Source organism: Rhodococcus sp. IC4_135 (genome assembly GCF_011602025.1).
Classification (GTDB): Bacteria; Actinomycetota; Actinomycetes; order Mycobacteriales; family Mycobacteriaceae; genus Rhodococcus_F; species Rhodococcus_F baikonurensis.
This window is the reverse complement of record NZ_JAAOLG010000013.1, coordinates 96,034-110,590: the sequence shown is the minus strand read 5'-3', so window position 1 is coordinate 110,590 and position 14,557 is coordinate 96,034. Positions and strand designations below refer to the sequence as shown.

The following is a 14,557-nucleotide window of genomic DNA, read 5'->3' as shown; positions in this document are numbered from 1 at the left end:
CAGGCGCTCCACCGGATGCAAGGAGCAGAATGACCGAGAACGTCAGCATCGAAACACGCGGAGCGTGCGTCGACTTCCCGATCTTCGACGCGAAATCGCGTTCGCTGAAAAAGGCGTTCCTCGGTCGTGCAGGCGGCGCAATCGGACGAAACGACTCCGACGTCGTTGTCGTCGAAGCTTTGAGGGATGTGACGTTGTCCCTGAAGGAAGGCGACCGCATCGGACTCGTCGGCCACAACGGTGCAGGCAAATCCACATTGCTCCGACTGTTGTCCGGGATCTACGAGCCGACTCGCGGATCAGCCACAATTCGTGGCCGCGTGGCCCCTGTCTTCGATCTTGGGGTGGGTATGGATCCCGAGATCTCGGGATACGAAAACATCATCATCCGCGGAATGTTCCTCGGAATGACCCGTAAACAGATGCTCGCGAAAATGGATGAGATCGCAGACTTCACCGAGTTGGGCGACTACCTCTCGATGCCGCTTCGTACCTACTCGACCGGAATGCGGGTCCGAGTGGCGCTCGGTGTGGTGACCAGCATCGATCCGGAGATCCTGCTCCTCGACGAAGGCATCGGTGCCGTCGACGCAGAATTCATGAAGAAGGCGCGAACCCGTCTCCAAGACCTCGTCAAACGATCTGGAATCTTGGTTTTCGCGAGCCACTCGAACGAATTTCTGGCGCAACTGTGCGACCGCGCGATGTGGATCGATCACGGAACGGTCAGACAGTCCGGTGGAATCGAAGAAATCGTCCGCGCGTACGAGGGCAACGATGCCGGCGACCACGTCGCTCATGTGATTCGCGAAATGGAACGCGAAGATGCCGCGGCATCGGCGATTGCCGAAGCGAGCTCGGACGATGCCTGAGCGGATAATCGGCGTCGTCGTCACTCATCGGCGTCGTGAACTTCTCGCTTCGTCCTTGAAAGTACTCACAACCCAGACGCGCCCACTCGACCATCTCGTCGTCGTCGACAACGCCGACGAATCCGATGTCCGGACGCTCGTGGACAACTGCTCGATCCCCACCACGTATATCGGGTCGGCACACAATCTCGGCGGCGCCGGTGGTTTCGCCCTCGGAATGCTGCTGGCATTGTCGCTCGGTGCAGACCGAGTCTGGCTTGCCGACGACGACGGCCGCCCCGAGGGACCCGAGGTACTCTCGACGCTTCTCGATTGCGCAATTCGTCACAACCTGGCGGAGGTATCTCCCGTCGTCTGCGACATCTCCGAACCCGACAAGCTGGCCTTCCCGCTGCGTCGTGGGGTCGAATGGCGTCGACGACGTAGCGAGCTGGGTGAAGGTGATCTACTCCCGGGAATCGCGTCCCTCTTCAACGGTGCGCTGTTCACCGCGGAAGCGATCGAGACCGTTGGCGTTCCCGATTTGCGGCTCTTCGTCCGTGGCGACGAGGTGGAGGTTCATCGCCGACTGATCCGTTCAGGACTTCGGTTCGGCACATGCTTGCAGACTGCGTACCTGCACCCCGACGGCGCCGACGAATTCAAACCCATTCTCGGCGGCCGCATGCATACGCAGTACCCGGACAACGAGACCAAGCGTTTCTACACCTATCGCAACCGTGGCTATTTACTCTCGCAACCCGGGATGCGACGGCTCCTTCCACAGGAATGGGTGCGATTCGGTTGGTACTTCCTCGTCACCAGGCGTGACGTCTCCGGACTGCGTGAGTGGAAGAGGTTACGCAAGCTGGGTAGATCCGAACGCTTCTCTCGCATCTGATCGGGCCCGCTCGGCGACCGAGTAGGCTTGGCGGCTGTGTCTGCCCCAACCCTTGCCGACAAGGCCCCCATAGCGCCGGCGTCCCGCACGTTCGCGCGAGCAATCCAGGATCTGCGCGAGGGTCTCGGCCATCGTGAACTGTGGTTCCATCTCGGGTGGCAGGACATCAAGCAGCGCTACCGACGATCCATCCTCGGACCGTTTTGGATCACTATCGCCACTGGCACCACTGCAGTCGCGATGGGCATCCTCTACTCGTCATTGTTCAATCTGGACATCGCGGAGTTCCTCCCGTACGTCACTCTTGGCTTCATCGTGTGGAACATGATCTCCGGTGCCATCCTCGAGGGCGCCGAAGTCTTTATTTCCAACGAGGGACTGATCAAACAACTACCCACGCCGTTGAGCGTTCACGTGTATCGGCTGGTCTGGCGCCAGTTGATTCTCTTCGCCCACAACTTCGTGATCTACATCGTCATTTTGATCGTGTTCCCGAAACAGCTGTCCTGGACGGATCTTTCGTTCATTCCCGCTTTGGCGTTGATCGCGATCAACGCCGTGTGGGTTTCCCTGGTTTTCGGCATCCTCTCCACTCGGTACCGTGACATCGGCCCGTTGCTCGCGAGCGTCGTTCAACTCTTGTTCTTCATGACTCCCATCATTTGGACCGAGAAGTCACTGCAAGGAACAGCCAACGCTGAACGAGCACGAATCGCGGAGCTCAATCCCCTGTATCACTTCCTCGACATCGTGCGAACGCCGCTCCTGGGCGGGGACCAGCAGCTATACCACTGGGTCATCGTGCTCGCCGTCACCGTCGTCGGGTGGGGCCTGGCACTTCTGGCCATGCGCAACTACCGTTCACGCGTCGCGTACTGGGTGTAGTCACCTGTGTGTGGAAGGAACCATCTGCACGATCTGTAGGTGGTTCAGCGGTGTCGCTGTTTCGACAACGAACCCTCGCTCTGAAAGTTGCGTGAACAGTTCCGTGTCGATGAAATGGAATGGCTCGAAATTCCACACGACATTGGCCGTATGAAGTAGTGCCTCATAGCTCTGACGCTCACCGTCGGTGACGACCCACACGGTCTGGCAGCCCTGTGCCCGCTCGGCCGTCTCGTCCACTGAATATTCGGAATCCCATAGCTCGTCGATCGAGTTCGCATCATGCTCGAGGCCGACATCTCGCAAACCTTCGATCGAGTCGGGCCGCACCTCGGCGATGGCATGCAACGAACTCGGCGCCCAGGACACCACCGGTTGGAACGCGACGCAATCGCCCGCATTCGCATTGGCTTTCAGAAAATCCGCAGCCGTGCTGTAGTCCATCCCACCCGATTTTCCCCACGGCTCTCGCTGGCTGACGTACGAAGGTAGCGACGCCGCAGCAAGAAGTATCATCGCCGCCGAGGCCAGGACCCAGCTCGACGTCAGGCGGCTGATCATGACACCCAGCAGCAACGCCACACCTGGCGCAGTGAATATGACGTACCGATCGATGTAGATGTTTCCCAGGACGAACGAATACACGAGAAACAGCGCCATCGGGACCAAAATCCACACCAGTGCGACAGTCGACGCACCGCGATCCCCGACAGTCCACCGACTGCGTGCGAAGAAATAGCCCGCCGTCCCTGAAAGCACGATGATCCCCGCTACGACAGCAAACAAGGGACTCGAAAGGAACCATTGGTCAAGGGCAATCGTCGTGAAAATATGCCGATCCAGCGGTGGTATCCAACTGACTTGCCTCGATTGTCCGAGCGACAGGGCGATCAGCGGGGACACAAGCAGGACCGCGGACGCGGAAGCACCGACAAAACACAACCCGTTGAAGCGACTCCGCTTCGAATCCGCCTCCGGAATCACCTGGGCGCCGAACACCACGATGACAGCGTGTACCAGTAGCAGCGCGGCACTGTAGAGGAACAGCGCTACAGAGACAGCAGCCAACAAGCCGTACAGGATCCACCACGCGCGCTTCGACGTTCGTAGCGAACACACCAGCACCAGCATTGTGACCGTGGACAATGCCAGCACCATTGCATACGAGCGTGCCTCGGTGGCTGCCCAGGTAACTCGGGGAAGCACCATGAAGGTCACGCCGACAATAACGCCGAGCCTGGTACCCCCGAACATCCGCGCCAGCACAACCAACGCTGCCGTCGCGATTCCGACTGCCAGCCCACTCGGTGCTCGCGCAGAGAATTCCGATACCCCGAAAACCTGAAACCACCAGTGGATCAGCACGTAATAGAGCCCATGGACCGCATCCACGTGTCCGAGGGTGGCCAACGTCGAACGGATCGATCGGTCCGCCATCGAGACCGTCGCCGCTTCGTCCCACCAGAACGACGGACGACCGGACCACGCGACACCCACGACGGTAGCCGTGAGCCCCAGTAGAGCCGGCAAGCGCCACTGGGCTAACCTCTGCCCCAGCGGGAGGGCCACAAGCTATCCGATCTTGTTTCCGTACAGACGTGTCCAGTTCTCGGCGCTCGTGAGGCGCGGCATGGCGTCCGAATACGCCTTCTTCATCTCAGGCGCGCGCTTGCGCAGCTCCCAACAGACTTTGGCCGCACGCTTGGCCAACTCGGTAGCCTGCTTCTTGTTGCGCCGACGGACGCGAACGCCGTTCTGCGACGCGTCCGTGACAGCCGCATTTTCGAACAACGACACATGCCACCAGTCGCCGAAGATCGCAGGAACCGTTACCGGTCGACGGTCGACACGCCCAGTCCACTGTTGAACTACACGTTTGAGAAGCACCAGACCCTCGCGGTTCTCGTCGGGCTCGAACTCCCACACCGTCATCTGCGTATGTGGATCGGACTCCGCACCGACCGCCGAGGCCGGCTGCATTTTCGTCTCAGGGTATTCATCACGTAGAGCGCGAACGTCGACAAGAGCAGATTGCCCGCCGTCGTTAAGGAAGTCAGGCCCCTGCAGGAAATCCTCAGCCGCCTTGACGAATGTTGCCGCCAACCCGTACTGCATTCCTACGATGAGCTGAGTAATCTTGCGCAACAAGAACTTCGAGATCACCTTACCGTCGAACGGGCCGTAGATCGAAGAAACGATCAACCCATTTCGAATGCTGAAGTACCGGGACCAGTCGTCGTAATCCTTCAGGTGGAAATCCGCATGCCAGACACCGGCATTGGGCAGAGTAATCGTCGGGTGGCCCGCGAAGCGCGCTCGGATTCCGTACTCGATGTCATCCCACTGGAAGAAAAGCGGTATCGGCAAGCCCAGCTCGGAGATGATCTCTGCCGGCAACAGGCAAGTCCACCAACCATTCCAGCCGGCGTCGAAGCGCATCTCCTGCTTCTTCTTCAACAGGTCGACGCCCATCATCGCGCCAGGAGTCAGGACCCCGGCCTTGAGCTCGTCGAGGACCTCTCGCTCCGCACTGACATGCAACATGGTCGGATTGTTCAGTGACAACATCTGAGCCCCGACGATTGCCGGCTCGACCGTCATGTTTGCGAATGCATTCATCCTGAGCACCGATTCGGGCTCACAGAGAATGTCGTCGTCCATGAGGATGACGTTGGCGTGCTCAGAACCTGACGAGGAGGTGATTTCGAGCATTCCACGCGAGAATCCGCCCGCGCCGCCAAGATTCGGCTGCGTCAGGTAAATCAACTTCTTGCCGAGATCATGCGCGACAGTCTTGAAACGATCCCTGGATTGAACCTGATCCGTGCCCTGATCGACCACACAGACGGCGTCGATTCCGGTCATCGCACCCGTATCGGACGCCATGGTTGCGACGGTTTCGACACAGTCGTCGGCGCGATTGAAAGTGCAGATGACAACAGCCGCCGGGCGTATGAACTCGGGGGCCGAGACAGTCCATGACACGCCGGAAACCACAACTGAACCTTTGGTCGCGACGAATTCCAACCACATTGCCCCGCCGTCGACGAAATGAGCGAGCGGCGCGTCGATCGAGAGTTCACCCGATCCGGCGACCGAGTGAAGCGAAATCGTCCGCTTGCGTCCGCGCACATCCGATGCACGCAGGCTGACGTCGAGCCCGCCGTCGCCGACGTAGCTCAGCTGAATCCGCACCGAGCTCACACGCGTCCACCGCTGCCAGAAACTGGCAGCAAATCGTCCGAAATACGTGTTGGTGCTCGCGGTCGCCGCTTCGCCCAATGTCAGAGAATGCCGACCGACGAGCGCGTCTCCCTTGGTAACCACATACATTGCCTCTGGCACCTTGGGGGACATCGATCGGAAGATGCCACGCTGGACCAGAAATCGATCCCCGTGTGGATGCTCGACCATTACCTCGTCAAGCACAGCCGTGTCATTTGCGACCGGCGTATCCGCGGAGGCCTCGTTCATCTACTGATCCCTACCGTTGTTGATGTAGCTACATCTGAGCACGTATCGGGCTCGAGGGTATCAACCGCGGCGATCGGAGATTCAGCGGACGACGGATTCTCCGGCTGAATACGTTGCCTCGACACCGGCCTTCTGCGGACGCCACCACTGTTCGTTGTCGCGGTACCACTCGACGGTGGCTTCCAGACCGCTTCGGAAATCGCGGTACTGCGGCTTCCACCCAAGTTCCTGCTGCAGTCGCGTCGAATCGATCGCATACCGCAGATCGTGACCGGGGCGGTCGGTGACGAAGTCGAAATCGTCCGGCTTGCGTCCGAAGATTTCGAGCAGGGCCGCGATCACCGTTCGGTTGTCGGTTTCACCGTCGGCGCCGATCAGATACGTCTCGCCGGACTTGCCTCGGTCCATGATGTCCCAGACTGCACGGTTGTGATCCTCGACGTGAATCCAGTCGCGGACGTTGCGGCCCTCGCCGTACAACCGAGGACGTACCCCGTCGATCAGGTTCGTGATCTGGCGCGGGATGAACTTTTCCACATGCTGATAGGGGCCGTAATTGTTGGAGCAGTTGGAGATGGTCGCCGCGATCCCGAACGACCGCACCCAGGCGCGCACGAACAGATCACTCGATGCCTTCGACGCCGAGTACGGACTCGACGGGTTGTACGGTGTCGTCTCCGTGAACCTCGTCGGATCATCCAGTTCGAGGTCGCCGTACACCTCGTCGGTGGAAATGTGGTGATAGCGGACCCCGTGCGAACGCACTGCCTGCAAGAGCGAGAACGTCCCCATGACGTTGGTCCGCAGGAACGGTTCCGGATCGGCGAGGGAATTGTCGTTGTGGCTTTCGGCAGCAAAGTGCACGACTGCGTCGGAACGCGAGACAAGGTCGTCGACCAGAGGCTCGTCGGCAACGTTGCCGTGAACAAACGTGATCCGGTCCTCGACGGACGCAAGGGACTGGCGATTTCCGGCGTAGGTCAGAGCGTCGAGAACCGTGACTTCCACGTCGGGACGAGTCGACACCGTCTGATGAACGAAATTGGCACCGATGAAGCCGGCACCCCCGGTTACCAGTAGTCGCACTTCATCTCCTCAGGTTCATCGAACGAACTCCCACTTTAGCGGCCGAATTCGCAGTGTCCCGTTTGCGTCGGCAGGCAGGAGTGCAGGACACTGCACGCATGCGCGGAATCATTCTGGCCGGTGGCACCGGGTCGCGGTTGCACCCGATCACCCTCGGAGTGAGCAAGCAACTCTTGCCTGTTTACGACAAGCCGATGATCTATTACCCGCTCTCCACTCTCATGCTCGCCGATATTCGCGATATCTTGATCATCACGACTCCGCACGATGCGGAGCAATTCCGTCGAGTGCTCGGCGACGGCTCACAATTCGGCGTGAACCTCACGTACGCGATCCAGCACGAACCCAATGGCCTTGCAACGGCATTCACCCTCGGCGCGGATCACATCGGATCCGAGTCCGTGGCGCTCGTCCTCGGCGACAACATCTTCTACGGCCCCGGCCTCGGAACCCAACTCAGGCGTTTCTCCGATATCGACGGTGGCGCCGTGTTCGCTTACTGGGTATCGAATCCGACCGCCTACGGTGTTGTCGAATTCGACGACTCGGGTCGGGCGGTGTCCATCGAGGAAAAACCGACGTCACCGAAATCCAATTACGCCGTCCCCGGTCTCTACTTCTACGACAGTGACGTCGTGGACATCGCACGCACTCTGAAGCCCTCTGCGCGTGGTGAATACGAAATCAGCGACATCAATCAGCACTATCTCGAAGCTGGCAAACTTTCTGTCGACGTCCTCCCTCGCGGAACCGCGTGGCTCGACACCGGCACACCCGATTCCCTGCTCGAGGCAGCGAACTACGTGCGGACCATCGAACACCGCCAAGGCCTCAAGATCGGTTCACCTGAAGAGGTCGCGTGGCGTCAGGGATTCATCAACTCCGACCAATTACGCACTCAGGCAGAAGCATTGGGAAAATCCGGCTACGGCAACTATCTACTCGAACTGCTCGAGCACGGCAAGGAATGGTGACGTGGAAATTCGTCCACTGAAAATCGCCGGAGCCTGGGAGATCACGCCGAAGCAGTTCGGCGACCATCGCGGCGTCTTTCTCGAATGGTTCAAAAGCTCCACCTTCACCGCCGCGACCGGCCGCACTCTCGACCTCGCTCAGGCCAACTGCTCGGTTTCCGAAGCCGGCAGCCTCCGCGGGATCCACTTCACCGACAATCCGCCCGGACAGGCGAAGTACATCACCTGCGTCAAAGGTGCCTTCCTCGACGTCGTCGTCGACCTGCGCGTCGGATCACCGACCTTCGGCGAGTGGGATGCGGTGGTGATCGACGACGTCGATCGACGAGCAGTATTCCTGGCGGAAGGCCTCGGCCACGCGATCCTTTCACTCGAAGACGGATCGACAGTGATGTACCTCTGCAGCATCGAATACTCCCCCCATCTGGACCGCGACCTCGATCCCTTCGATCCGGAACTCGCGATCGACTGGCCGAGGACGGATCGTCAGGGCAAGCCCCTGACCTACGAACTCTCCGCAAAGGACGCTGCTGCACCGTCCCTGACAACGCTCCGCGCAGACGGTCTGTTGCCCGGTTTTGTGGCCGAAGAATCGCCGAATCGGTAATCTTCACCTTTCACACTCGATGGGGTGACGACCGGCGGGACGGACGGCTGGATGACCAAACGCGCGAGCAGACGCGGCCTGTGGACGGCAGTCGTTCTCGCAGCCGGCCTCGGCGGTCTCGCGCTGGTCGCCCCACCCCTGACTCCAGGCACGATCGAGTCCGCCCCCGTCACGGTCATCACGACCACCCCACCCGCGCCCGTTGTTCCACTCACTCCGGAGGAGCTCTCGGCCCGGGTGGTCCCCACCATCGTCACCATCACGGCGCCGGCCGGATTCACCACCACTGCCGGGACCGGGATCGTGCTCTCCCCTGACGGGGTGGTGCTCACGAATCACCACGTCATCAGCGGAGCCTCGGACGTCACCGCCGTCAGCATGTCCAACGGGTTGATCTACGACGCCGAGATCCTCGGGTACGACAGCGTCAGCGACCTTGCCGTCCTGCGCCTCGCGGGCGCCACCGATCTGCCGGTGGCAGTGGTCGGGAAGTCCGCGGAAGCCGCTCGCGGGGATGCCGTCACCGCAATCGGAAATGCCGAAGGTGGCGGCGTACCCGTCCCAGCTCCCGGCGTCATCACCAACCTCGGTGTCACCGTCAACACCCGCAACGCGTCCGACGGATCGCGAAACCAGTTGAAAGGCCTCATCGAGGTGGACGCGGACATCCGGCCAGGCGATTCCGGTGGCCCGCTGGTCAACGCCGTGGGCGAACTGATCGGCGTCAGCAGCGCGGGCAACGCCGTCACCGACCGCACCGAAACCTCGCCGGCGCCTCAGTCCTACGCGATACCGATCGACACGGCACTACCGATCGTCGATCAGGTACTCGGTGGCCGCTCCTCCGAAACCGTGCGCGTGGGACCGACTCCCGTGCTCGGTGTCGCGGTGAAGGACCACGCAGACATGCCGGCCGGCGCCGAAGTTGTTGCCGTGAGCTTCGATTCGCCGGCCGAGCGGGTGGGGCTCACCAAAGGTGCGGTCATCACGGAGTTCGGGGGTAGCCGGATCGCGTCGTCGGCCGATCTCAATGCGGCGATGAGCTCGCACCGCCCCGGCGACACCGTCGCAGTGACGTGGGTGGACGCAACGGGACAACCCGGGACCGGTTCCCTCGTCCTCGACGAGGGGCCACCTCGCTAGTCGGACAATGCGCCAGCCGTGAAAGCATCGTGGCATGACCACGGTTCTCCTGCTCACCTGTGACGGCGCCGCCCGCGAGGCGGATGTCGAAAGCAAACTCGTCATGGAAGCTCTCACCACCTACGGCATTGCGTCGACAATGGCGCCGTGGTCGAGTCCGTCCCTCCACGACATCGACGCCGACCTGGTTCTGATCCGTTCGACCTGGGACTACACCCAGCGCCTCGACGAATTTCTTGCCGTTCTCGCTCAGCTGACCGCTCCGATCGCCAATCCGCTCTCGATCGTGAAGTGGAACGCCCACAAGGGATACCTGACCGAACTTGCCGCGGCCGGCGTCCCCATCGTCCCCACTGCGGTGATCACCCCCGGAAGGAGCGAAACACTCACCCTCCCTTCGTTCGAGAGTGCCGACGTCATCGTCAAGCCTGCGGTGTCAGCCGGCGCTGTCGGAGTGGGAAAGTTTGCCGCGGGGTCCGCGCAGGCCCGCACTCACCTCAGCTCGATCCTCGACGGCGGTAACGACGCATTGGTTCAGCCCTTCATCTCGGACGTCGTCGACGGTGAGCGCTCGATCATCCACCTCGGTGGGCGCTACTCCCATGCCGTCCGGAAGATCCCGGCCACCAACGACTTCCGTGTGCAGGAGTTCCACGGCGGAACCAACCACGTCCACGAACCGTCCACCGCCGAACTCGCGGTGGCCGACGCGGCGCTGGCCGCAGCCCCCTGCGGTCCCGGCGAATTGCTTTATGCGCGTGTGGACGTCGTGGGGCCGGTGGATCAACCACTGCTCATGGAAGTGGAATTGATCGAGCCCGAACTCTTTCTGCCCTTCGCCCCCGGATCTGCCGACGCCCTCGCAAGTGCAGTTGTCGCGTCTCTAGGTCTGTGAAGCGCCTCGGAGTGCCTTCTTGTCGACCTTCCCCAAGGCAGTGAGCGGCAACGCTTCCAGAATTGAAATCTCCTTGGGCGCCCAGATCGGGCCCTTGTGTGATCTCACGTGTGCGACGAGCTGCTCGGGCGTGACCGACCATCCCGTCTTCAGTACGACTGCCGCGGTAACCGCTTCTCCCCATTGAGGATCGGGGACACCGAATACTGCACAGGCGGCCACTGCGGGATGATGTCCGAGCGAGTCCTCGACTTCGCGCGGGTAGACATTGAATCCACCACTGATGATCGTGTCCTTGATGCGGTCGACGATCGAGATGAGCCCAGTTTCGTCGATCCGAGCAACGTCGCCGGTGTGCAACCACCCATTCGCGAGCGCTGCAGCGGTTTGTTCAGGTTTGTTCCAATAGCCGTCCATCACGAGCGGACCTCGCACACAAAGCTCGCCGGGTACGCCCGTCGCGGTCTCGTTTCCCTGCTCGTCGAACAACACCACTTCGACACCTGGCATCGCGCGCCCACAACTCCCCAGAACTGCGGGATCGTCCGTGTGCTCACGTGTATCGAGCACCGTCAACGCATTCGGGGCTTCGGCCTGACCGTAGTGCTGGCTGAGGATCGGCCCGAACACCGCCCCTGCCTGCGCGAGCCTGGTGGGGTCGATGGGTGCAGCACCGTAAAGCATCCAGTTCAGCCCGGACAGATTCGCATCCGACAGACGTGGATGGTCGAGCAAGGCGTAGAGCATCGTAGGAACGACGAATGTAGCTGTGACTCCGTCATTTTCGATTGAATCGACAACCCTGTCCGGGTCGAACGACCGGTGCAACTCGAAGCTTGCACCTCGCAGCAGACCGGGTGCGACGAGCAGACCGGCAGCATGAGACATCGGCGTAGTGAGCAGCATGGTGGTATCAGCCGGCCACTCCCACGTGGTGCAGGCCCAGGCATTGGCGACCAAGGATCGATCCCTGAGCATGACGCCCTTCGGCTCACCGGTAGTTCCACCGGTGTAGAAGAGATACAAAGCTCGACCCTGACCGCCGAAGCCTGAACCTGTTCCCGCCGTAACTAATTCACACGCCGATTCGAGGGCTGACAGTGACATCACTCGAGTCTGCGCCGCTTCGGCGCGCGCCTGGAACTGTCCGTCGGCAACCAACAGGAGATCGGTACCACTGTCTTTCAGCACCATCCTGTCGTTCTCTTCGGTCGCGAGCGGATGGAGTGCCGTGTAGCGCACGCCCGCCAGACACGCCGCGGCCATGACCGTGAATGCTTCAGGACACGGACCCGCCAGCAGGGCTACCCCGCCTCCGTCCGGCAGAGCGAGGCTACCGAGGACACCTGCAATCCGCTCGATCTGTTCCGCGGTCTGCCGATATGTCAGCTCGGCCCGATCACCGTTCCGATCCGTGAATCGAAACGCGATGTGGTCTGGTCGGCGTCGCAGCGCCGACAGAATCAGATCCGCATATCCCGCTTGCTCGTGCAAGCCTGGCGCCATCGGTTCATCGTTCATCATGTCCGCGTTCATCGTGGCCCTCCCAAGATCGTGACCGCGGCGACGGCTTCCTCGATGCCGTAGAGACCTCCGCCGTTCTCTGCGACCGCGATTCGAGCCCCGGGAACCTGTCGCCGCGCTGCTTGTCCACGCAACTGCGTGACAAGCTCGAAGACCTGCGCCAGTCCCGTTGCCGAGACCGGATGACCACGGGATTCGAGCCCACCTGACGGATTGACCGGACGCACGCCTCCCAATGAACTCGCACCGGACGCCGACCATGCGCCGCCCTCACCGATCGGGCAGAACCCCAAATTCTCGACCTGCTGTACTTCACCGAAGGCCGTGGCGTCGTGGACCTCTGCCACATCCACATCGCCTGGCCCGACTCCGGCTTCCTCGTATGCGCTCACTGCCGCTCGGCGACCGATGTGACTCTCCACGTCATCTGCGGCCCGATCCGTGCCTGACACCAAGCTGCAACCGAGTACCCGCGCCGCCCGCCGAGAGGAATCGTGCCTTCGCGCAAAGTCTGCAGTGGTCACAACGACCGCCGCTGCACCGTCACTGACGGGCGAGCACATCGGAACGGTCAGAGGCCACGCGACTCGCCTCGCGGCAAGCACCTCGTCGACAGTGAAGGGTTTGCGAAAGTGCGACCGCGGATTGTGCACGGAATGCGCATGATTTTTGGCTGCTACGGACGCGAGTTCGAACTCGGTCGTTCCGAATCTCTCCATGTGCGCCCGGGCAAGAGAAGCGTAGATCTCCATGAACACCGAACGCTCACCCTGCGATCCGAGTTCACCCGGCACCGGAGCGGACAGCGAAGCAAGGCTGGCGAGCGTCTCGTCGCGATGCGCAACGTCGAGCGCACCGTCGAACACCTCCAGACTTCGAGCCGGATCCGAGCACACCAGCTTGTCCACCCCGACCGCCAATGCGACCTCGGACAGACCGGCGCGAACGTGGGCGATCGCCAGCCAGAGTGCCGTTGCCCCGCCGGCGCAGGCATTTTCGACATTGACGACCGGGACTCCACCGAAACCGTAAGGCCTCAAGGCAATCTGGCCTGGGATCATGTGCTGCCGGTCGATCGCCTTCTGACTGACGGTCGCGTAGAAGACTGCACCGACGTCACCGCGGGTCAGGCCCGCGTCTTCGACGGCATCGATCGCCGCACGCCCCGCCAATTCCGAGGCCGAGGTATCCGCGTGCCGCCCGAAGGGAGTCGCGCCGACACCGAGAACCATGACTTCGCCGCTCACGCCACCACTCGATTCCTCAATACACCGAGGCCGGCGACCTCGAGTTCGACTACGTCTCCCGGTTCGAGGAACCGCCCGTGTTCCAAGCCGCATCCACTCGGCACGGTGCCGGAACAGAAGACTTCACCCGGGTACAGCCGCGTGGAAGTCGAGGCGAACGAAATCACGTCCTCGAAACGATGGTCCATGTCGGCGCTGGTTCCTCGGCTCACCTCGTCTCCGTTGATTCTCGCGGTCATCTCGAGTTGGTAGGGGTCACCGACTTCGTCGGCCGTCACGATCCAGGGGCCGAGGACATTCGCGTTCGAAAAGTCCTTGCTCTTACTGAGACCGAGTCCGGTGGAGATCTCCTCGAGCTGAGTATCGCGGGCGCTGAAATCGTTGAAGATGGTGTAACCGAAGATATGCGCAGAGGCATCCGCGCGTGAGATGTCGGTTCCACCGCGCCCCAGCACACAGGCGAATTCGAGTTCGTAATCGCGCAGGCTCGAGTACTCGGGCCACACGACGTCGGATTCGTGTCCGGTCACCGCCAATCGGTTCGCTATGTAATACAGCGGGCGCTCCAACTGGATCTTCGGCAGTTCGACGTCCTCGAGTGCGACCCCTTGAATTCGGGCGCGAGCGTTGCGGAAGTGATCCATGAAGCAGCCGAAGTCTCGGATCTGGACCGGCTGAGGAAGCGGCGACATCCAGCGCACATCACCCGCGTCGACGATTGCACTTGCCGGCTGCTCGTCTGCAAGCCGATCCAGGATCTCCCGTGCCGCCGGACCACCTTCGATGATGGTTTGCATGGTTTCCAGTTCTGGAGCCGGTTTTCCCGTCACATCATGATGAGCTCGCTCGAGTAACAACAGTTGCTCGCCGCTGCCCGTCACCAGAGCCGTCTGCTGGGTCTTTTCGTATTCGACGGTCGCAAGTTTCACTGTGAATCAATACCTTTCACTGAATTGTTCGTTAGTTGAGG

The 14,557-nt window shown here is 61.3% G+C and carries 13 protein-coding genes; 7 read left to right on the top strand and 6 right to left on the bottom strand.

Translation table 11 applies throughout. The features are described 5' to 3' along the window. Positions 1-29: 29 nt before the first annotated feature. From G8767_RS22130 to G8767_RS22120, 3 genes are read left to right on the top strand one after another with little or no spacing between them, the layout of a single operon-like run. A complete protein-coding gene (locus tag G8767_RS22130; RefSeq protein ID WP_095969513.1) occupies positions 30-872 on the top strand; it encodes an ABC transporter ATP-binding protein in 843 nt (280 codons plus the stop codon). Beyond that, positions 865-1,752: a glycosyltransferase family 2 protein gene (locus G8767_RS22125; protein ID WP_095969512.1), complete on the top strand. Its 888-nt coding sequence runs from the start codon at positions 865-867 to the stop codon at positions 1,750-1,752. Before G8767_RS22130 ends, G8767_RS22125 begins: the two co-directional genes overlap by 8 nt. A gap of 36 nt (positions 1,753-1,788) precedes the next feature. Then, entirely contained in the window at positions 1,789-2,637 is an 849-nt protein-coding gene (locus G8767_RS22120) for an ABC transporter permease (RefSeq protein WP_095969511.1), read from the top strand. Here G8767_RS22120 and G8767_RS22115 read toward each other — a convergent pair whose 3' ends face one another. From G8767_RS22115 to rfbB, 3 genes are all read right to left on the bottom strand, one after another. After that, the gene (locus tag G8767_RS22115; RefSeq protein ID WP_240952572.1) at positions 2,638-4,167 is read right to left on the bottom strand and encodes a glycosyltransferase family 39 protein; all 1,530 of its coding nucleotides are present in this window, start codon (positions 4,165-4,167) and stop codon (positions 2,638-2,640) included. Positions 4,168-4,209: 42 nt separating this feature from the next. After that, positions 4,210-6,111 (bottom strand): glycosyltransferase, encoded by a 1,902-nt coding sequence (locus G8767_RS22110; protein ID WP_095969510.1) that lies wholly within the window; start codon positions 6,109-6,111, stop codon positions 4,210-4,212. 81 nt (positions 6,112-6,192) lie between these two features. After that, positions 6,193-7,197: a dTDP-glucose 4,6-dehydratase gene (rfbB, locus tag G8767_RS22105; protein WP_095969509.1), complete on the bottom strand. Its 1,005-nt coding sequence runs from the start codon at positions 7,195-7,197 to the stop codon at positions 6,193-6,195. Positions 7,198-7,295: 98 nt separating this feature from the next. On the opposite strand from rfbB, the gene rfbA reads away from it, so the two are divergent. From rfbA to G8767_RS22085, 4 genes are read left to right on the top strand one after another with little or no spacing between them, the layout of a single operon-like run. Beyond that, positions 7,296-8,171 carry a glucose-1-phosphate thymidylyltransferase RfbA gene (gene rfbA, locus G8767_RS22100; protein WP_031331137.1) on the top strand — a complete coding sequence of 292 codons (876 nt, stop codon included), beginning with the start codon at positions 7,296-7,298 and terminating at the stop codon, positions 8,169-8,171. A gap of 1 nt (position 8,172) precedes the next feature. Next, positions 8,173-8,778 carry a dTDP-4-dehydrorhamnose 3,5-epimerase gene (gene rfbC, locus G8767_RS22095; RefSeq protein WP_166811777.1) on the top strand — a complete coding sequence of 202 codons (606 nt, stop codon included), beginning with the start codon at positions 8,173-8,175 and terminating at the stop codon, positions 8,776-8,778. Positions 8,779-8,802: 24 nt separating this feature from the next. Next, positions 8,803-9,921: a trypsin-like peptidase domain-containing protein gene (locus G8767_RS22090; RefSeq protein WP_253252807.1), complete on the top strand. Its 1,119-nt coding sequence runs from the start codon at positions 8,803-8,805 to the stop codon at positions 9,919-9,921. A 34-nt stretch (positions 9,922-9,955) separates the two neighbouring features. Beyond that, the gene (locus G8767_RS22085) at positions 9,956-10,816 is read left to right on the top strand and encodes a hypothetical protein (protein WP_166811775.1); all 861 of its coding nucleotides are present in this window, start codon (positions 9,956-9,958) and stop codon (positions 10,814-10,816) included. Here the strand turns inward: G8767_RS22085 and G8767_RS22080 are convergent. From G8767_RS22080 to G8767_RS22070, 3 genes are read right to left on the bottom strand one after another with little or no spacing between them, the layout of a single operon-like run. Continuing rightward, the gene (locus G8767_RS22080) at positions 10,805-12,352 is read right to left on the bottom strand and encodes an AMP-binding protein (RefSeq protein WP_166811773.1); all 1,548 of its coding nucleotides are present in this window, start codon (positions 12,350-12,352) and stop codon (positions 10,805-10,807) included. The two genes, G8767_RS22085 and G8767_RS22080, sit on opposite strands and share 12 nt — an antisense overlap. Next, entirely contained in the window at positions 12,349-13,587 is a 1,239-nt protein-coding gene (locus tag G8767_RS22075; RefSeq protein ID WP_166811771.1) for a thiolase family protein, read from the bottom strand. The genes G8767_RS22080 and G8767_RS22075 overlap by 4 nt, the downstream gene beginning before the upstream one ends. Beyond that, entirely contained in the window at positions 13,584-14,516 is a 933-nt protein-coding gene (locus G8767_RS22070; RefSeq protein WP_097388030.1) for a fumarylacetoacetate hydrolase family protein, read from the bottom strand. The genes G8767_RS22075 and G8767_RS22070 overlap by 4 nt, the downstream gene beginning before the upstream one ends. Between the last annotated feature and the right edge of the window lie 41 nt (positions 14,517-14,557).

Coding starts and splice junctions, on each gene's coding strand:
- G8767_RS22125 (WP_095969512.1), top strand. CDS start 865: ATGCCTGAGCGGATAATCGGCGTCGTCGTCACTCATCGGCGTCGTGAA.
- G8767_RS22085 (WP_166811775.1), top strand. CDS start 9,956: ATGACCACGGTTCTCCTGCTCACCTGTGACGGCGCCGCCCGCGAGGCG.
- rfbA (WP_031331137.1), top strand. CDS start 7,296: ATGCGCGGAATCATTCTGGCCGGTGGCACCGGGTCGCGGTTGCACCCG.
- G8767_RS22130 (WP_095969513.1), top strand. CDS start 30: ATGACCGAGAACGTCAGCATCGAAACACGCGGAGCGTGCGTCGACTTC.
- G8767_RS22110 (WP_095969510.1), bottom strand. CDS start 6,111: ATGAACGAGGCCTCCGCGGATACGCCGGTCGCAAATGACACGGCTGTG.
- G8767_RS22080 (WP_166811773.1), bottom strand. CDS start 12,352: ATGAACGCGGACATGATGAACGATGAACCGATGGCGCCAGGCTTGCAC.